Source organism: Bradyrhizobium sp. OAE829 (genome assembly GCF_040546575.1).
Taxonomy (GTDB): domain Bacteria; phylum Pseudomonadota; class Alphaproteobacteria; order Rhizobiales; family Xanthobacteraceae; genus Bradyrhizobium.
In genome coordinates, this window is sequence record NZ_JBEPOE010000001.1 from 2,366,547 (window position 1) to 2,385,163 (window position 18,617).

At 62.3% G+C, this 18,617-nt stretch carries 13 protein-coding genes; 8 read left to right on the forward strand and 5 right to left on the reverse strand.

The window, feature by feature from the left end:
• Positions 1–5: 5 nt before the first annotated feature.
• From ABIE49_RS11450 to ABIE49_RS11460, 3 genes are read right to left on the reverse strand one after another with little or no spacing between them, the layout of a single operon-like run.
• Positions 6–1,544 (reverse strand): SpoVR family protein, encoded by a 1,539-nt coding sequence (locus tag ABIE49_RS11450; RefSeq protein ID WP_192740100.1) that lies wholly within the window; start codon positions 1,542–1,544, stop codon positions 6–8.
• Positions 1,541–2,812, reverse strand: a complete 1,272-nt coding sequence (locus ABIE49_RS11455) for a YeaH/YhbH family protein (RefSeq protein WP_192740119.1) — start codon at positions 2,810–2,812, stop codon at positions 1,541–1,543. Before ABIE49_RS11455 ends, ABIE49_RS11450 begins: the two co-directional genes overlap by 4 nt.
• A 21-nt stretch (positions 2,813–2,833) precedes the next feature.
• Positions 2,834–4,777: a PrkA family serine protein kinase gene (locus ABIE49_RS11460; protein WP_192740101.1), complete on the reverse strand. Its 1,944-nt coding sequence runs from the start codon at positions 4,775–4,777 to the stop codon at positions 2,834–2,836.
• Positions 4,778–5,729: 952 nt separating this feature from the next.
• On the opposite strand from ABIE49_RS11460, the gene ABIE49_RS11465 reads away from it, so the two are divergent.
• The 8 genes from ABIE49_RS11465 to ABIE49_RS11500 all read left to right on the forward strand — a co-directional run bounded on the left by ABIE49_RS11465 (position 5,730) and on the right by ABIE49_RS11500 (position 14,544).
• The gene (locus tag ABIE49_RS11465; RefSeq protein ID WP_192740120.1) at positions 5,730–6,341 is read left to right on the forward strand and encodes a hypothetical protein; all 612 of its coding nucleotides are present in this window, start codon (positions 5,730–5,732) and stop codon (positions 6,339–6,341) included.
• A 31-nt stretch (positions 6,342–6,372) separates the two neighbouring features.
• On the forward strand, positions 6,373–6,822 hold the full coding sequence (locus tag ABIE49_RS11470; RefSeq protein WP_192740102.1) for a DsrE family protein: 450 nt from the start codon (positions 6,373–6,375) through the stop codon (positions 6,820–6,822).
• Between the two features lie 281 nt (positions 6,823–7,103).
• Positions 7,104–9,950, forward strand: a complete 2,847-nt coding sequence (locus tag ABIE49_RS11475; RefSeq protein ID WP_192740103.1) for a bifunctional transaldolase/phosoglucose isomerase — start codon at positions 7,104–7,106, stop codon at positions 9,948–9,950.
• A gap of 12 nt (positions 9,951–9,962) precedes the next feature.
• Positions 9,963–10,958, forward strand: coding sequence for a phosphogluconate dehydrogenase (NAD(+)-dependent, decarboxylating) (gene gnd / locus ABIE49_RS11480; RefSeq protein ID WP_192740104.1), 996 nt, complete (start codon positions 9,963–9,965; stop codon positions 10,956–10,958).
• A 5-nt stretch (positions 10,959–10,963) separates the two neighbouring features.
• On the forward strand, positions 10,964–12,475 hold the full coding sequence (gene zwf / locus ABIE49_RS11485) for a glucose-6-phosphate dehydrogenase (protein ID WP_192740105.1): 1,512 nt from the start codon (positions 10,964–10,966) through the stop codon (positions 12,473–12,475).
• Between the two features lie 2 nt (positions 12,476–12,477).
• Positions 12,478–13,230: a 6-phosphogluconolactonase gene (gene pgl / locus ABIE49_RS11490; RefSeq protein WP_192740106.1), complete on the forward strand. Its 753-nt coding sequence runs from the start codon at positions 12,478–12,480 to the stop codon at positions 13,228–13,230.
• 28 nt (positions 13,231–13,258) lie between these two features.
• Positions 13,259–13,744: a gluconokinase gene (locus ABIE49_RS11495; RefSeq protein ID WP_192740121.1), complete on the forward strand. Its 486-nt coding sequence runs from the start codon at positions 13,259–13,261 to the stop codon at positions 13,742–13,744.
• On the forward strand, positions 13,741–14,544 hold the full coding sequence (locus tag ABIE49_RS11500) for a Cof-type HAD-IIB family hydrolase (protein ID WP_192740107.1): 804 nt from the start codon (positions 13,741–13,743) through the stop codon (positions 14,542–14,544). The genes ABIE49_RS11495 and ABIE49_RS11500 overlap by 4 nt, the downstream gene beginning before the upstream one ends.
• Before the next feature lie 271 nt (positions 14,545–14,815).
• Here ABIE49_RS11500 and ABIE49_RS11505 read toward each other — a convergent pair whose 3' ends face one another.
• Together ABIE49_RS11505 and malQ are read right to left on the reverse strand one after the other, a co-directional pair.
• Complete coding sequence (locus ABIE49_RS11505) at positions 14,816–16,615, reverse strand: glycoside hydrolase family 15 protein (protein ID WP_192740108.1); 1,800 nt, start codon at positions 16,613–16,615, stop codon at positions 14,816–14,818.
• A gap of 24 nt (positions 16,616–16,639) precedes the next feature.
• Entirely contained in the window at positions 16,640–18,586 is a 1,947-nt protein-coding gene (malQ, locus tag ABIE49_RS11510; protein ID WP_192740109.1) for a 4-alpha-glucanotransferase, read from the reverse strand.
• Positions 18,587–18,617 lie beyond the last annotated feature (31 nt).

Here is an 18,617-nt window from a genome sequence, read left to right on the forward strand (position 1 = left end):
AGTAGCTACGCCACCGCGGCCAGCCCGCGCGGGTTGGCGACGTATTCCTTCAGCACCTTGCCGGTCGCGTCGACCTCGACCAGCGAGACGTTGTAAGTCCAGAGGTCGGCGAGGTGCTGAAGCACGCGCTTGGCATCGGTGTCATTGAGCTGCGCGCCGTGCAGCACGGTATGGCGCAGCATCAGATGACGATCGCCGGCGAGATCGACATCGACGACTTCGATATTGGCATCGATGAAGCCGACATCGTACGTCCGCGACAGGGCGCGGCGCACGCGCCTGTAGCCACGCTCGTCGTGGATCGCATCGACCCTGATGCCGGCGGTCTCGGCCGGATCGTCATGCAAGTGGAACATGCGGAAGTGCCGCATCAGCCGCGGTGAGAGGAACTGGCTGATGAAGCTCTCGTCGCGGTAATTGGCCCAGACATCGCGGAGCACGCCCATCGTATCGCCCTTGCCGGCGATATCCGGAAACCATTCGCGATCCTCGTCGTCGGGGTTGGTGACGATGCGCTCGATATCCTGCATCATCGCGAAACCGAGCGCGTAGGGGTTGAAGCCCGAGAAATATTTACTGTCGAAGTCGGGCTGGAACACGACGTTGGTGTGCGACGACAGGAATTCGAGGAAATTGCCGTCGGAGAGCTGCCCCTGCAGGTGCAGCCGGTTCATGATGCGGTAATGAACGTAGGTCGCGGTGCCCTCGTTCATGACCTTGGTCTGGCTCTGCGGGTAAAAATACTGGGCGATGTGCCGCACGATGCGCAGCAACTCGCGCTGCCAGGGCGCCAGGCGCGGCGCGGTCTTTTCCAGGAAGTACAGGATGTTTTCCTGCGGCAGGCCGAGCAGCGCGCGGCGGCGATCGGCGCTCAGCGTTGCCACGCTCTTGACCGGTCCGGTTGGAATGGTCCGCCACAAATCATTGAACACGCTTTCTTCGTGCTGGCGGCGGTACTGGGCCCGTTTCTCCTCGACGCGCAAATCCGGCAACTTCTTGCCGGGATAGCGGTTGATGCCATGCGACATCAGCGCGTGCGCCGCATCGAGCGTCTGCTCGACCGCCAGCCGGCCGTGGCGATCCTCGCACTGGGCGACGTAGGTCTTGGCGAATTCGAGATAATCGAGAATGCCGTCGGCGTCGGTCCATTGCTTGAACAGATAATTGTTCTTGAAGAAATGATTGTGGCCGAAGGCGGCGTGCGCGATCACCAGCGTCTGCATGGTCGCGGTGTTCTCCTCCATCAGATAGGAAATGCACGGCGACGAGTTGATGACGATCTCATAGGCCAGGCCCATCAGGCCCTTGCGATAGGAAGCCTGCTGATAGGCGAAGTGCTTGCCGAACGACCAATGCTTGTAGAACAAGGGCATGCCGACCGAGCAATAGGCGTCCAGCATCTGCTCGGCCGTGATCACCTCGATCTGGTTCGGATAGACGTTGAGTCCGAGTTCGGACTCCGCGATCTCCTCGCAGGCGTCGTGGATCCGCTGCAGCGTCGGGAAATCCCAATCAGCACCCTGAAACAGCCGTTCGCCTGTCATGGTGCCCTCTCTTGTCTTACGCGGCGCTGGAAGAGATCGTGAAACACCGGGAAGATTTCGCTGCGCTCGCAGACCTTGCGCATTGACAACGGCGCACCGGCGAGGCGCAGGCGCTCATACAGCGTCCATAGCGACGAATCCGGCATCTCGAAGGTAAGGCCGGCATCCTGCCCGACCTCGAGATAGGCAAAGAACTGGCTGACGGGAAGAATCTTCTCGGTCAGCAGCCGGCCCGCCACCTCGCCGTCGGACGTGGAATTGTCGCCATCGGAAGCCTGCGCGGCGTAGATATTCCAGTCCGCCGGGCGGAACCGCGAACGCACGATCTCGTGCATTTCCTGCAGCGCACTCGACACCAGCGTGCCACCCGATGCCGGGCCATGGAAGAATGTATCCTCGTCGACCTCTTCGGCGCGGTCGGTATGGCGGATGAAGACGATCTCGACATGGCGGTAGCGCCGCTTCAGGAAGACATAGAGCAGCGTGTAGAAGCGCTTGGCGAGGTCCTTCATGTGCTCGGTCATCGAGCCCGAGACGTCCATCAGGCAGAACATCACGGCCTGGGCAATCGGCTTCGGTGTGGTCTCGAACCGCCGATATCGGATGTCGATCGGATCGATGAACGGAATCCGCTTGGCCTTGGCTTTCAGGGCTTCAATCTCGGCCAGCAGTTCGGCGCGGCGCGCCTCGTCGCCGCAAATCAGCAGCTCGGCTTCAAGGGCCGCAATCTCTTCCGGCTTCGGCCGCCGCAATGCCACCCGCCGCGCCATCGCGCGGCTCACGGTACGGGAAATCGAAATATTCGCGGGCGAGCCTGATGTCGCATAACCGGCGCGGCGGATGCCTTCGCTCTCCACCTCGGCAAGCTTGCGCTTGGCGAGATCAGGCAATTCGAGATCGTCCAGGAACAGATCGACGAATTCCTCGCGGCTGAGAACGAAGCGGAACGCGTCTTCGCTGTCGCCCTCCCCCGCGCCGCCGGCCTTGCCGCCCGAGCCGCCCGAGCGCGGCAGGATGTCGCCTTCGATGAACTTCTTGTTTCCAGGAAGTATCATGTCGCGGGTGCCGCCTTCACGGCGGAACCGCGGCTCGTCCATGCCGTCGAGCGGGATGCTGACCTCGCCGCCTTCCAGGACATCCTTGATGTCCCGGTCGTGCGAGGTCTTCTTCACCGCCTGCTGAACCAGCGCCTTCGCCCGGCGCAGGAACCGCTGACGGTTCTCGAGACTCTTGCTACCCGGATTCAGCCGCCGGTCGACGATGTGAATAGCAACCACTTCGCATCCGCCTCAGCCGGCTTGCTTCACGCGCATGTACCATTCGACGAGCCGGCGGACCTGACGTTCGGTGTAACCGCGGTCCACCATCCGCGCGACGAAATCGTCGTGCTTCTTCTCGGTTTCGCCGTCCTTTTTCGAGCCGAACGAAATGACGGGCAGCAGATCTTCCACTTGCGAGAATATCCGCTTTTCGATCACCTCGCGAACCTTTTCATAGCTGGTCCAGCCCGGATTCTTGCCTCCGTTCTGGGCCCGCGACCGCAGCGAGAACTTCACGACCTCGTTACGGAAGTCCTTCGGGTTGGCGATGCCCGCAGGCTTCTCGATCTTGGTCAGCTCCTGATTGAGCAATTCACGATCGAGCAATTGTCCGGTGTCGGGATCCTTGAAGTCCTGATCCTCGATCCAGGCGTCGGCGTAATCCACGTAACGGTCGAACAGGTTCTGGCCATAATCCGAATAGGATTCGAGATAGGCTTTCTGAATCTCGTTTCCGATGAATTCGGCATATCGCGGCACGAGTTCAGCCTTGATGAATTCGAGGTAGCGTTTCTCGGTTTCATCAGGGAGCTGCTCGCGACGGATCGACTGTTCCAGCGCATACATCAGGTGAACGGCATCCGCGCCGACCTCCGACGTGTCGTGATTGTAGGTTGCGGCGAGCACCTTGAACGCGAAGCGGGTCGAGACGCCGTCCATGCCTTCGTCGACGCCGGCGGCATCCTTGTATTCCTGGACGCTGCGGGCCTTGGGATCGGACTCTTTCAGGCTTTCGCCGTCATAAACCCGCATCTTTGCAAACACGGTGGAGTTTTCGTGACGGCGCAGCCGCGACATCACCGAGAAGCGCGCCAGCGTCTCCAGCGTCGACGGCGCGCAAGGCGCGGCGGCGAGCTCGGAGCCCTGGATCAGCTTCTCGTAGATCTTCTGTTCTTCGGTGACGCGCAGGCAATACGGCACCTTGATGACGCAGATGCGGTCGATGAAGGCTTCGTTGTTCTTGTTAGTCTTGAAGCTCTGCCATTCGGATTCGTTGGAGTGCGCGAGAATGACGCCGGTGAAGGGGATCGCACCGATATTCTCGGTGCCGATATAGTTGCCTTCCTGCGTCGCCGTCAGCAGCGGATGCAGCATCTTGATCGGCGCCTTGAACATCTCGACGAATTCGAGGATGCCCTGGTTGGCGCGGTTCAAGCCGCCGGAATAGCTGTAGGCGTCGGGGTCGTTCTGGGCGAAGGTTTCCAGCTTGCGGATGTCGACCTTGCCGACCAGCGAGGAGATGTCCTGGTTGTTTTCATCACCCGGCTCGGTCTTGGCGACCGCGATCTGCCGCAGCCGCGACGGCTGGATCTTGGCGACACGGAATTGCGAGATGTCGCCGCCGAACGATTCGAGCCGCTTGTAGCACCACGGGCTCATCAGCCCGGTGAGCCGGCGGCGCGGAATGCCGTATTTTTCCTCGAGCATCGGCCCGAGTGTTTCCGGGTCGAACAGGCTGAGCGGGCTTTCGAAGACGGGACTGAGTTCGTCGCCGGCCTTCAAGACATAAATGGGGTGAACTTCCATCAACGCCTTGAGGCGTTCGGCGAGCGATGACTTGCCGCCGCCGACGGGCCCGAGCAGATAGAGGATCTGCTTGCGCTCTTCGAGGCCTTGAGCGGCGTGCCGGAAGAACCCGACGATGCGCTCGATGGTTTCTTCCATGCCATAGAAGCCGGCAAAGGCCGGATAGGTGCGCATGGTGCGGTTCAAAAAAATACGGCCAAGGCGTTGATCCCTGGCCGTGTCGATCATCTGAGGTTCGCCGATTGCCGCTAGCAACCGTTCGGCCGCATTCGCATATTTAAGCGGATCGCTTCGACACGATTCCAGATAATCCGCCATCGACATGTCGCTCTGACTTCTGGCTTCGAAGGAGCGGGCGAAGGCGTTGAACAGAGAATCGTTGTACATAGATTCATCTCCTCATGGTTCAGCTATAACGTAGGATGCGCTGGCCAAGTTCCAAGCCCCGGCAAGCCTCCTGCGTATCCAATCGCGAATCACCAACAGCAGATGTGATATCTGACACGCGAGTGACTCCATCACGCAATGCAATAGTCATGCTAAACGACTCGGCAGCTCAAGAATGTGCTGGAATCCACCGAATCTGTAACCGGAGTGCAACATGCGGCATCCGGAGAAGTACTGGTTTTTCAGGTAGATGAACGAACCTGCAGAATTCGCGCGGTTGAAAACGCGCCGCCGCAATGCTTGTCGATTCATTAATGCGCGCCGCGCGCGGCGTCCGTTCAGCGCGTTGGACCATAACGGACGATCTGAGATCCAGATCACTCCAGGCTGCGTCATCCTCGGTAGATCATCTCTCTGTTCGGTGTCGTTCGACGAATCCGAACGCGCGAATTCCGTTTCCAGGGCTTATGCCGCTCACCACGACGCGTGTTGTTTGCGCTCTCGTCGGCATGAATGCCGTCAAGGCGGCGTGCATTGCGACTGTAATCAAGTCCCGAGCGCGGCGAACCGATACAAGAGGCTCGCGCGCTAGTACTTTTGGATTAGTCCGGTGCAACCAATTCGCCGGTCCTCCTGAGTGCGGCGCAAAACGAAATCCGTCCTGCCGCCAATCGGCACAGGTGTGCTCCATGTCACGGTCCGAATTGGACACCGGCCGGGATTTATTGTGCAAGGCACAATGCGGGCAAAATCATGGGGCGCGAATGGGCGCGTCGCCCAATATTTAGGCAACCGGCTGCCAGCAGCAGGGTTTTCCCGCCAACTGCCTGAAATTGAACGCAGGCGCGGCCGCCTGCGACCAATCAACAGATCGAAGCCGCCCCATGGCGGCTCCTGGCGCCCGCACCACTTCCGTGCGGACGGTCGGTGTGTCACGCATTTAAGGACGATCATGAAGCGTATCTTCCTGTGTACCCTCACGCTGGCCGCGATGACCTCGCTTGCCAGCCCCAGCCTCGCCCAGGATGGCGTCGACAAGACCAGGGCTGCCGCCTTCGACAACAGGATGTTCGCCGGCCCCCTCGGTCAAAAGACCTATGCCTGCTTCGTCCGCCGCTATGACGCCAACCACCTGGCGCAGCATCCCAAGCAAAAAGTCAGCGCGATGAAGCTGCTGGTCACGGCCGAAAATCCGCCAGAAGAGAAGATCACCAATTACTCCTTCCGCATCGGCGTCAAATATCGGCATCGGCCAGGCAATTTCGACTCCAGTGGTTATTGCAACCATGTCGTCACTGAAGACAAAGGCAACGAAATCCACTTCGGCTGCGGCGTCGATTGCGACGGCGGCGGCATCGATATCGCGATGAAGGACGACAAATCAGCCATCATCCAGCTGGAGCGGATCAGGATCTGGGACCGCAACAAGCCCGACGACGATTCCAGCAACGATCTGGTAGCCGGCGCCGACGACAAGGTTTTCCGGGTCGATCGCGCCGATCTGCGCGAATGTGCCGAGCTGGTGACCGACCGCAAGGAACTCGCGGCGCTCAGGCCTAAGTGACAGCTTTAAGGCAACCGAGTTGGAGGCCGCCATGCATCGACGCAGCATCTTGTGGGCCGCGGCTTCCGCTTTCGGCGCCGCCCTTGCTGCCTCGCGCGCCGGCGCAGCCACCGAGGCGCCGCCGACGAAAAAACTGAAAGTGGTCTACCACCTCAACGACCTCGACAAGGTCAGCTCTGTCGTCGGCAACATCCAGAACCACCTCGACGGCGTCGGCGGGCCTGACAACGTCACCATCGCTCTGGTCGTTCACGGCCAGGCGCTGCGCGCGTTCCACGCGTCCGCGGCCAATCCCGATCTGACACGGCATATCGGCCAGTTCGCCAGGGCCGGAATTGAACTCGCTGTCTGCAGCAACACCATGAAATCCCAGAAAGTCGGCCTCGCCGATCTCTTGCCGGGCTTCATTTCCGCCGACCAGGGCGGCGTGGTGCGCATCGCCGAGTTGCAATCGCAGGGCTATCTCTATCTGAGACCCTGATCGCAGTCTGCGATCGGGATCGCAATTTGCGATCGGGATCGCAATTTGCGATCGTGATCGCGGCGTCCGCTTTCCCGTCACAAAATAGTGCTGGATTTAGGCAACTCCCCGGGTGCTCATCCCCGGGGATCGAACTGACATAAATGGCGTTATCCCACTGGATACACCCATTCCGTCCGGCAGCCATTCCATCGACTTGCCATCCAATTGTTGACATTCCCGCCTCGCACCCGAAAGCTGCCGGGGAACCCGAAAACCGACGACCGGACAGAACAGGCATCATGAATCCCGTCAAAGCACTCGAAAACCACGGTCAGGCCGTCTGGCTGGATTTCCTCGCCCGCGGCTTCGTCGCCAAAGGCGATCTGAAGAATCTGATCGACACCGACGGCGTCAAAGGCGTGACCTCGAACCCCGCGATCTTCGAGAAAGCCATCGGCAGTTCGGACGAATATGACGGCGCGATCGGCCAGGCGCTGAAGAAGGGCGACCGCCCGGTCGCCGACCTGTTCGAACATGTCGCCATTGAAGACATCCAGAACGCCGCTGACGTGTTGCGGCCGGTCTACGACCGGCTGAAGGGCGAGGACGGTTTCGTCAGCCTCGAGGTCTCGCCCTATCTGGCGATGGACACAAAAGGCACCATCGCCGAGGCCGAGCGGCTGTGGAAGGACGTCAAGCGCAGGAATTTGATGGTGAAGGTGCCGGCGACGCCGGAAGGCCTGCCTGCGATCGAACATCTGATCGGCGAAGGCATCAGCATCAACATCACGCTATTGTTCTCGCAAAAGGTCTATCGCCAGGTGGCGGAAGCCTATCTCGACGGGCTGGAGAAACTCGTCGCCGAAGGCGGCGATCCTTCGCGCGTGGCCAGCGTCGCCAGCTTCTTCGTCAGCCGGATCGACAGCGCCGTCGACAAGCAGCTCGACGACAAGATCGCAAAGGCCAATGACCCCAGCGAAAAGGAACGCCTGAGCGCGCTCAAGGGCAAGGTCGCGATCGCAAACGCCAAGATGGCCTATCAGGACTACAAGGGCCTGTTTTCGGGCGCGCGCTGGGACAAGCTCAAGGCCAAGGGTGCAAAGCCGCAGCGGCTGCTGTGGGCTTCGACCGGCACCAAGAACAAAGACTACAGCGACGTCCTCTATGTCGAGGAACTGATCGGCCCCAACACCGTCAACACGGTGCCGCCGGCGACGCTGGACGCGTTCCGCGATCACGGCAAGGTGCGTGACAGCCTTGAAGAGAATGTCGAGGACGCCCGACGGGTACTGGAGGAATTGGAAAAGTCCGGCATCTCGCTCGACGCGATCACGGCCGAACTGGTCACGGACGGTGTCAAGCTATTTGCCGACGCCGCCGACAAGCTTTACGGCGCCGTCGCGCACAAGCGGGCGGCGTCGCTCGGCGGCGGAATCGACAAGCAGCACCTCGTGCTCGGCGATGGCATCAAGAAGGCGGTCGAGAAAGGCACCGAGGACTGGCGGGCGTCAGCCAAAATCCGACGGCTCTGGCACAAGGACAAATCGGTCTGGAGCAATGACGACGAGAATAAGTGGCTGGGCTGGTTGAACAGCCCGGCTGCCGCAGATGTCGCCGACTACGAGGATTTTGCCAGGCGCGTGAAGGGGCAGAACTTTTCGGACGCTGTCGTGCTCGGCATGGGCGGATCGAGCCTTGGTCCGGAAGTGCTGGCGGAAACCTTCCCGAAGAAATCCGGCTTCCCGAAACTGCACGTGCTCGACTCCACCGACCCCGCGCAGGTGCGCGCGATGGAGAAGAAGGTCGACCTGGCAAAAACCCTGTTCATCGTCTCCAGCAAATCCGGCGGCACCACCGAGCCGAATGCGATGAAGGATTATTTCTTCGATCGCGTCGCCAAGACCATCGGCGCCGACAAGGCGGGCCATCGCTTCATTGCGGTGACCGACCCCGGCTCGTCGATGGAGAAGGTCGCGACCAAGCAGGGTTTCGCGCGCATTTTCTACGGCGATCCATCGATCGGCGGACGATACTCGGTGCTGTCGCCGTTCGGGCTGGTGCCGGCGGCTGCCGCCGGCATCGATGTCAAAAGCCTGATCAAGCACACGCTGGCGATGGTGCGCTCCTGCGGCGCCGACGTGCCGCCGCACGAAAACCCCGGCGTACAGCTTGGGCTTGCGCTCGGCCTAGCCGGGCTCGAAGGCCGCGACAAGGTGACGATATCCTCGTCGAAGAAGATCGCCGATTTCGGAGCCTGGGCCGAGCAATTGATCGCAGAGTCCACCGGCAAGGACGGCAAGGGCCTGATCCCGATCGACGGCGAACCGCTCGCCGATCCCGCCGTCTACGGTAGCGACCGCTTCTTCATCGATATCCGGACCGAGGGCGAAGACGATTCGGCGCATAACGACAAGCTTGCCGCCCTTGAAGCCGCCGGGCATCCGGTGGTGCGCATCGTGATGAAGTCGATCGACCATATCGGCCAGGAGTTCTTCCGCTTCGAGATGGCCACGGCGGTCGCCGGCGCCATCCTCGGCATCAACCCGTTCAACCAGCCCGATGTCGAGGCGGCCAAGATCAAGACGCGCGAACTGACCGCGGCGTTCGAGAAAACCGGCGCACTGCCGGCCGAGCAGCCGGTGGTCGCCACCGCCGAAGCCGACATCTACACCGACGAAGCCAATGCCGACGCGCTGCGCAAGGCCGGCGCCAATGGCACGTTGGAATCCTGGATCAAGGCACATCTGACGCGTCCGGGCAGCGGCGATTATTTCGCGCTGCTGGCCTATATCGCGCGCGATGGCGCTTCGATCGACACGCTGCAGAAGATGCGGCTGGCGGTGCGTGACGTCAGGCATGTGGCGACCTGCGCCGAATTCGGACCGCGCTTCCTGCATTCGACCGGCCAGGCCTACAAGGGTGGGCCCGACAGCGGCGTGTTCCTGCAGATCACCGCCGACGATGCCAAGGACCTGGCCGTGCCCGGCCAGAAGGCCAGCTTCGGCGTCGTCAAGGCGGCGCAGGCGCGCGGCGATTTCGACGTGCTGACCGAACGCGGCCGGCGCGCATTGCGGGTTCATCTCAAGGGCGACCTCAAGCCGGCGCTTGCCGCGCTGGATGCCGCGATATCAGAAGCGCTCAATTAGGGAAGTATTGGCATGCAGCTTGGCATGATCGGCCTCGGCCGGATGGGCGGCAACATCGTGCGGCGGCTGATGAGGAACGGCCACACGTCGGTGGTCTACGACAAGGACGCCAAGGCCGTTGCCGCGCTGGCGGCCGAAGGCGCTGCCGGCGCCGACACGCTGGAAGCTTTCGTGGCGAAACTGGAGAAGCCGCGCACCGCCTGGGTGATGCTGCCCGCCGGCAAGATCACCGAGGCGACCATCGAAGCACTCGCAAAACTGATGGAGCCCGGTGACGTCATCATCGACGGCGGCAACACGTTCTGGCAGGACGACGTCCGCCGCGGCAAGACGCTGAAAGAGCGCGGGCTGCATTATGTCGACGTCGGCACCAGCGGCGGCGTCTGGGGCATCGAGCGCGGCTATTGCATGATGATCGGCGGCGACAGGGCCGTAGTCGACCGGCTCGATCCGATCTTCAAGACGCTGGCGCCGGGGATCGGCGACATCCCGCGCACCGGCGGCCGCGACGGCCGAGATCCCCGCATCGAGCAGGGCTATATCCATGCCGGCCCCAGCGGCGCCGGGCATTTCGTCAAGATGATCCATAACGGCATCGAATATGGCCTGATGCAGGCCTATGCCGAGGGTTTTGATATCCTGAAGAACGCCAATATCGAGGCGCTGCCGGCGGAGCATCGGTTTGATCTCGACATCGCCGATATCGCCGAGGTGTGGCGGCGCGGCAGCGTGATTCCTTCGTGGCTGCTCGATCTCACTTCGTCGGCGCTCGCCGAGAACCAGACGCTGGATAATTATTCCGGCCATGTCGAGGATTCCGGCGAAGGCCGCTGGACCGTCAATGCCGCGATCAACGAGGCGGTGCCGGCCGAGGTGCTGACGGCAGCGCTCTACGCGCGCTTCCGCTCGCGCAAGGACCACACATTCGCGGAGAAGATCCTTTCCGCGATGCGCGCAGGTTTCGGCGGCCACAAGGAGCCGCCGAAGAAGCCGGGCTCGAAGGCTTAACGCCCATGGCGGTCGGCAAACTGGCACAGACGAAACCCGATCCCTGCTCTTTCGTCATCTTCGGCGTCACCGGCGATCTCGCGCACCGGCTGGTGATCCCGGCCCTCTACAATCTGGCGGCAGCCGATCTGCTGCCGGAAAAATTCTGCGTCGTCGGCATTGCCCGCAAGGGCATGACGAGCGACGGCTTGCGCGACAGCCTGATGAAAGGGCTGCATCAATACGCCACGCGCCAGGTGGACGAGGAGATCGCGATGCGCCTGCTCGCATGCGTCACCTGCATCGAGGCTGACCCGAGGGATCCCGCCTCATTCGACGCCATGAGCGAGCAGCTCGACAAATTGGAAGCCGCGCGAAACACGCAAGGCAATCGTCTGTTCTATCTCGCGACGCCGCCGAGCGCCTTCCTGCCGATCAGCCGCGAACTCGGCCGCACCGGCATGCTGGTCGAGAACGGCACATGGCGGCGCCTGGTGGTGGAAAAGCCGTTCGGCACCGATCTGGCATCGGCAAGAGAGCTCAACAGCGAACTCCTGAAGCTGGTCGAAGAGCATCAGATCTACCGGATCGATCATTATCTCGGCAAGGAGACCGTCCAGAACATCCTCGTGCTGCGCTTCGCCAACGGCATGTTCGAGCCGATCTGGAACCGCAATCATATCGACCACATCCAGATCACGGTCGATGAAAAACTCGGCGTTGGCCATCGTGGCAGTTTCTACGACGCCACCGGCGCGTTGCGGGACATGGTGCCGAACCATCTGTTTCAGCTGCTGTCGCTGGTTGCGATGGAGCCGCCGTCGAAATTCGACGCGCATTCAGTGCGCTCGGAAAAGGCCGACGTGCTGGCCGCGATCCAGACCCAGAGCGAGCAGGAGGCGCTGCACAATTCGGTGCGCGGGCAATATCGCGCCGGCATGGTCGGCGACACCGAGATCGAGGATTATCGCCGGACCGCCGATGTCAAACCCGCCAGCACCACGGAAACCTATGCCGCGCTGAAACTGACCATCGACAATTGGCGCTGGGCCGGCGTTCCCTTTTATCTGCGCACCGGCAAGGCGCTGGGAATCAAGCGCACCGAGATCGCGATCAAGTTCAAGCAGGCCCCGTTCGCGATGTTCCGCGACACGCCGGTGGACCGGCTCTCGCAGAACTACCTGATCATCTCGACCGAACCGACCGAAGGCATCGCGCTGCAGTTCAACACCAAGGTGCCGGGCCCGACCATCAATATCGACGGCGTCGAGATGAAGTTTCGCTACAAGGATTACTTCAAGGCCGAGCCATCGACCGGCTATGAGACCCTGATCTACGACTGTATGATCGGTGACAACATCCTGTTTCAGCGCGCCGACAGCGTCGAGGCCGGCTGGCGGGCAGTGCAGCCATTTCTCGATGCCTGGAAGAACGCCGGCGGCAAGGGGCTCAAGGTCTATGAGCCCGGCAGCGAGGGCCCGGAGGAAGCCAACGACCTCTTGGAACGAGACGGCCGCAGCTGGCGCAAGCTCAGTTAGAGATGATGTCGAACGACAATCGCCATGTGACGTCAGTTGCCGATCCAGCCGCGATGGCCGAGGCCGCCGCCGAGCGCGTCATCGCGCGGATATCGGAAAACCCCGGCCGCGTCGCGATCTGCCTGACCGGCGGATCGAGCCCGAAACAGCTCTATGAATTGCTCGGGACCGATCCCTGGCGAAGCCGGATTCCGTGGCAACGCGTGCACTGGTTCATCGGCGACGAGCGCTTCGTGCCCGCGGATGATCCCCTCAACAACATGCGCGTGGCACGGGAAACGTTTCTGGACCGATGCGCGCCGGCATCCAACATCCATCCAATCCCGACGAGTACGGCCGATCCCGCCGATCCCGATCGCGGTGCGGCGCTTTACGAGGGCGAACTGAAAGCGTTCTATGGCGCAGACGATCTCGACCCGGCCCGGCCGCTGTTCGATCTCGTGCTGATGGGCGTCGGGCCCGACGGCCATACCGCGTCGCTGTTTCCCGGCGATCCCTTGCTCGACGAGGTCAGGCGTTGGGTGGTCGGCGTACACAAAGCCAATGTCGAACCGTTCGTCCCGCGCATCACGCTCACGCTGCCGACACTCGGTTGCTGCCGCGAAATGCTGTTCGAGGTCGCAGGATCAGACAAACGCGCGATCTTGACGCGCGTGTTCGCAGGCGAGAACCTGCCGGCGGGCCGCGCGCGATCCAGCGGCGAGACGATCTGGCTGGTGGATCAGGCGGCATTGCCGGAGAATTTTCGTGCGTGATGCGACAAGCCCCTGCGCGCTGGTGGTGATGGGCGTCTCCGGCTCGGGCAAGAGCACCATCGCGGACCGGCTGGCCGCGCGGCTGGGGTGGCGCTACGAGGATGCGGACAAATTTCACCCGCCCGCCAATGTCGCGAAGATGAGCGCGGGCCAGCCGCTGACGGATGAAGACCGCTGGCCCTGGCTGCAGGCGATTGCCGACGAGATCGACCGCCTCTCGGCGGCCGGACAACGCGCTGTCGTCGCCTGCTCGGCGCTCAAGCGCAGCTATCGCGACATTCTCGTGCATGGACGCGATGATATCCGCATCGTCTTCCTGAACGGGACGCAGGACCTGATCGCGGATCGGCTCGCTGCCCGCAAGGGCCATTTCATGCCGCCGGGGCTGCTCGCCAGCCAGTTCAGGACGCTGGAGCCGCCGCAGCCAGGCGAACGTCCCATTACGGTGTCGATCGCCGCCCCGATTGAGACCATCGTCGACGACATTGTCAGTCAATTGAAAGTGCCCTCATGAGCCGCATTGCGCTTGTCGTATCCGATGTCGATGGCACGCTGTTGACCAAGGACAAGATCCTCACCGACGACGCAAGGAACGCGGTGCGGGCGCTGCACGGCGCCGGCATCGGCTTCACCATCGTCTCCAGCCGCCCGACCATCGGCATGGGCTTTCTGATCGAACCGCTTGCGATCACGCTGCCGGTCGGCGCCTTCAACGGCAGCTCGATCGTCAATGCGAAGCTGCAGCCGATTGAACAGCATCTGATCGCGCCCGCGGTCGCACAGCGCAGTCTCGACGTGCTCAATGAATTCGGCGTCGATATCTGGCTGTTCAGCAACGAGCGCTGGTACACCCGCAATCCCGACGGCGAATACGTTCCGCACGAGAAGCGCGCGATCAAGGCCGATCCGACGATCATTGAGGATTTCACGCCGCATCTGCTGGAGGCCTGCAAGATCGTCGGCGCCAGTTCCGACGCGGCGCTGCTGGCGCGCTGCGAAGCGGCCATGCAGCAGGCGGTGGGCGCAGAGGCCACCGCGGTTCGCTCGCAAACCTATTACCTCGACGTCACTCCCGCGGGCTACGACAAGGGCACGTTCGTCGAGAACATCGCCAAACGGCTCGGCATTGCGACCGACGCCGTCGCCACCATCGGCGACATGCAGAACGACCTGCCGATGTTTGCCAGAAGCGGCATGTCGTTCGCGATGGGCAACGCGGCCGATGACATCAAGCAGCGCGCGACGCATGTCACCGATACCAACGAACGCGACGGTTTTGCCCGCGCGATGGAGACGATTCTGAAGGTCGACTAGCCGACCGTTTCGTATCGTCGCCGTGAGAGTGCGAAATCAAGCACGTCTCAAGAATAAATCCATAAGTCGCCAAAGCTTTCGCCCGGCAAATCCGCTTTATTGCATTGGTCGCCCCGGTTTTCGGGGTTGCCGATACCCCACACCATTTCCGCCAACGGGTGTGAATCGGCAAGCGCGAGCCGGTATTCATCCAGAGGTACGCAGGCACCCAGCCCCGCCTGCCGCCGTGTGACCGGGTGCCGGCTCGCGTGACGTTGATTTAGGGACAGCGCTACTTCGACCGCTGCATCGCCGGCTTCTCGGTGGTTTGCTTTGCCGCGCTGAGGTTATGCGCGGTATTGATCAGCGCGATATGCGTCAACGCTTGCGGGAAATTACCGGTCTGGCGGCCAGCGCCGGTGTCGAACTCCTCGGCCAACAGGCCGACATCATTGGCAATCGCAACCACGCGCTCGAACAACGCCCTCGCCTTGTCGGGTTCTCCCATCAGCACATAGGCATCGGCGAGCCAGAGGCTGCAGGCCAGGAATGCGCCTTCCGCCGGCTGCTGCTCGACTTCACGGGGGTCATGCCGCAACACGAAGCCGTCCCGCATCAGGTATTTCTCGATGGCGGCCAGCGTTCCCCGCACGCGGGGATCCGTCGGTTCCAGGAACCCAACCGAGGGCAGCAACAGGATGCTGGCGTCCAGCATTTTCGAACCGTAGGATTCGACGAACGCGTTCAGCTCGCGATCAAAACCCTTTTCGCAGACGTCGCGATGGATGGTGTCGCGCAGTGTCCGCCACTTTTCCAGTGGCGCCTTGAAGCCGAATTTTTCGACGCTCTTGATGCCACGGTCGAAGGCGACCCAGGTCATCACCTTGGACGAGACATAGTGCTTGCCGTCGCCGCGGCGCTCCCAGATGCCGTGATCCGGCTGATCCCATTGTTCGGCGAGATGCTCCAGCACCGTGCATTCCAGCGCCCAGCTTCCTTCATAGAGTTGTAGCTTGGCTATTCGCCATTGATGGAAGGCGTCGATCAGCTCGCCATAGACGTCGAGTTGCAGCTGCGCATGCGCGGCGTTGCCGACGCGGACCGGCTGCGCGCCCTCATAGCCCGGGAGCCAGCCCGCCTCCCATTCCAGCAGCCGCCGCTCTCCCATGATGCCGTACATGATCTGCATGTTGGCCGGCGATCCCGCCACCGCGCGCAACAGCCAATTGTGCCAGGCGAGAGCTTCCTCGGTATAGCCCGAGTTCATCAGCGCCAGCAGCGTAAAGGTGGCATCGCGCAGCCAGCAGAAGCGATAGTCCCAGTTGCGCCCGCCGCCGAGCTTTTCCGGCAACGAGGTGGTAGGCGCCGCGACGATGCCGCCGGTCGGCGCATAGGTCAGCGCTTTGAGTGTAATCAGCGAGCGCATCACGAGGTCGCGATGTTCGCCTTCGTAAGCACAGCGGCCGCTCCATTCGCTCCAGAACACCTCGGTTTCCTGCAATGCGACCGCGGGATCGATCGGCGCCGGCACCGCCAGATGCGAGGGCCCGTAGGTGAGGACAAAGGGCACGGTATCGCCCTCGCCTACCCAGAACTCCGCCACCGTGGTCAGGTCCTCGCCGCGGGTCGCGACCGGCGTTCGCAGCACGGTCATGTCAGGCCCGCAAATCGCGAGCAGTCCCGAGCCGTCTTCGGTTTTCCTGACCCAGGGAATGTCGGCGCCAAAACCAAAGCGGATCACCAGCTGCATCCGCAGCTTGACCCGGCCGCTGACCCCGCGCACCAGCCGCACCACGTCGGACGCATTGCCGCGCGGCGGCATGAAATCGATCAGCTCGACCACGCCATTGGCGATTTCAAACCGCGTCTCCAGGATCAGCGTGTCGCCCCGGTAGCGGCGTGACGTGTTGGTGATCTCTTCTGCGGGCGCGATCAGCCAGCGGCCATGCTTGTGGGTGCCGAGCAGCGCAGCAAAGCAGGCGTCGGAATCGAACGCCGGCCAGCACAGCCAGTCGATCGAGCCGTCGCGACCGACCAGCGCCGCCGTCTCGCAATCGCCGATCAATCCGTAGTCTTCTATCCTGCACGACAAGGCTTGCTACCACCTGGATCGGACCTATCCGCGCGACCGCTCGCGTGTCGCGGCCTTCAGCGCGGCGACGTCGATCGTGGACGCGATCTGCTCAAGCGGCACCGGCAGCCGGCGACGCCAGTTCGGGTGTTCGTCGACCGTGCCGGGAATATTGGGCTGGTCCACCAGACCCAAAAAATCCTCCAGCGCGATCGCGAGCAGCCGTGATGGAGTCCGCGCGAGGAAATTCGTCACGGAATAGAGGTCGTTATTGTCGATGCCGTTACCGCGCAGCAAATCGTCCAGCATCGCCAGCGCGTGCCAGCGCGCATCGTCGCTTTCGCCGGGGTCGATGCCGAGCGCGCGCTTGGTCTTGAGGTCGCCAAAAGAGCGCCAGCCGGCATAGGTCGACAGATCGTGGGTGTTGAAGGTGACCAGCGCATTGGCGAGATAGTGATCGAGGCTTTTGAACGGACCGTGGTCCTCGCGCTCGAACATCATCACCAGATAGGACCAGATGCCCCATCCGGCAATCTGGTCGCGAAAACCTTCCGGCACGGTGCCAAGGTCTTCGCCGATCACGACGCAGCGCTGCGCGATGCTTTCCTGCGCGGTTGCCGCCAATAACGCCTCGAACGGCATCGGCACGTAGACGCCGTCGGCGGCGCTGAAGCCTTGCGGCACCAGATAAAGCCGCTTCAGGCCCAATACGTGGTCGAGCCGGATCGCGCCGGCGTGCCGCATCGAGGCGCGCAGCATTTCGCGATAGGGCGCGAACGATTTGAGCTCCAGCCCGGTCGCGTTGAAGCCGGCAAGGCCCCAGCTCTGGCCGGCGGTGTTGAGCGGATCGGGCGGCGCGCCGACGCCGAGATGCCGCGAGATCGCCACCTGTTCGTTCCACGCGTCGAAACCGTCGGCTTGCACGCCAACGGCGACGTCGAGATAGAGCCCTACCCTCATGCCGAGCTCAAGCGCGCGGTCTTTCGCGGCCGCCAATTGCCGGTCGGCCGTCCATTGCACGAATTCGACAAACGCGATTTCGGTCGCGTCCGGACCCTTGCGCAGCTCGGCGCATTTGGCGTCGTCCGGTTGCCGCCATTCGTCCGGCCATTCCCACCAGGGCTTTTTGAATTTGTGCCGGAGCGTCTCGAAGCAGGCGAAGTGCGACAATAGCGAGCCGCGCTCGGCGCGAAATTTTTCGAACTCCTGCCTGCGCCCTTGTGTCGCATCGGCTTCAAAGGCGGCGAATGCCGATTGCAGTGCGCGCCATTTCAATCCGGCGACAGCGACATAGTCGATCATTTCGCCTTCTCTGACCCGCGCCAGCGCATCCCTTGTCCCGGCGTCGATGCGGAATTCCGGGATGTTCTCGACATCGACATAGAGCGGGTTGAGAAACAGCCGGCTGTTCGGCGAATACGGACTGCAATCACCGGGACGATCGTCGAACAGGGCATGCAGCGGATTGAGGCCGACGCCATCGGCGCCCAGATGGTTCGCGAGCTCGATCAGGCCTTTGAGGTCGGTGAAGTCGCCGATCCCCCAATTGCGCGCCGAGCGGACGCTGTAGAGCTGGACCGCGAGCAGCCAGCAGCGGTCGAAATCGCCGCCAAAAGCGCTTGGCGGCGCCGATAGCAGCGGCACGTCTTCGGTGGTGGAGGCGGCATCGGTCAGTTGCAGCCGATGGACGCCCAGCGGCAGATCCAGCGGCCACGCAATGACGCGATCGACGGCCTCGCCTTCCGCGATAACCTTGTGATTGGCCACGATTTTCCATCGAACCGGGAGCCTTGCGGCAGCCGAAAGCTCGGTCCGCGCAGGCAACCCAGACCGCACCACGACCGGGCCGCCGATGAACGGGCCCGGGGTCTGCGGCGGCAAGGCATCGAGGATGATTTTGAGGGCGGCCGTATCCGTCACACGGCGGTGACCCTGACCGTCCACGAATTCGGTCTGGATTCCCTGGCTGGCAGCTTGAGCGAAAAGGTCCATTCGGCACGCGGTTTGCACGCAAACGTCTCAG

What these genes read in the sequence shown, in the direction of transcription:
- ABIE49_RS11450 (WP_192740100.1), bottom strand. Translation starts at nt 1,544, where the DNA reads ATGACAGGCGAACGGCTGTTTCAGGGTGCTGATTGGGATTTCCCGACG.
- gnd (WP_192740104.1), top strand. Translation starts at nt 9,963, where the DNA reads ATGCAGCTTGGCATGATCGGCCTCGGCCGGATGGGCGGCAACATCGTG.
- ABIE49_RS11470 (WP_192740102.1), top strand. Translation starts at nt 6,373, where the DNA reads ATGCATCGACGCAGCATCTTGTGGGCCGCGGCTTCCGCTTTCGGCGCC.
- malQ (WP_192740109.1), bottom strand. Translation starts at nt 18,586, where the DNA reads ATGGACCTTTTCGCTCAAGCTGCCAGCCAGGGAATCCAGACCGAATTC.
- ABIE49_RS11475 (WP_192740103.1), top strand. Translation starts at nt 7,104, where the DNA reads ATGAATCCCGTCAAAGCACTCGAAAACCACGGTCAGGCCGTCTGGCTG.
- pgl (WP_192740106.1), top strand. Translation starts at nt 12,478, where the DNA reads ATGATGTCGAACGACAATCGCCATGTGACGTCAGTTGCCGATCCAGCC.
- ABIE49_RS11500 (WP_192740107.1), top strand. Translation starts at nt 13,741, where the DNA reads ATGAGCCGCATTGCGCTTGTCGTATCCGATGTCGATGGCACGCTGTTG.
- ABIE49_RS11460 (WP_192740101.1), bottom strand. Translation starts at nt 4,777, where the DNA reads ATGTACAACGATTCTCTGTTCAACGCCTTCGCCCGCTCCTTCGAAGCC.
- zwf (WP_192740105.1), top strand. Translation starts at nt 10,964, where the DNA reads ATGGCGGTCGGCAAACTGGCACAGACGAAACCCGATCCCTGCTCTTTC.
- ABIE49_RS11465 (WP_192740120.1), top strand. Translation starts at nt 5,730, where the DNA reads ATGAAGCGTATCTTCCTGTGTACCCTCACGCTGGCCGCGATGACCTCG.
- ABIE49_RS11495 (WP_192740121.1), top strand. Translation starts at nt 13,259, where the DNA reads ATGGGCGTCTCCGGCTCGGGCAAGAGCACCATCGCGGACCGGCTGGCC.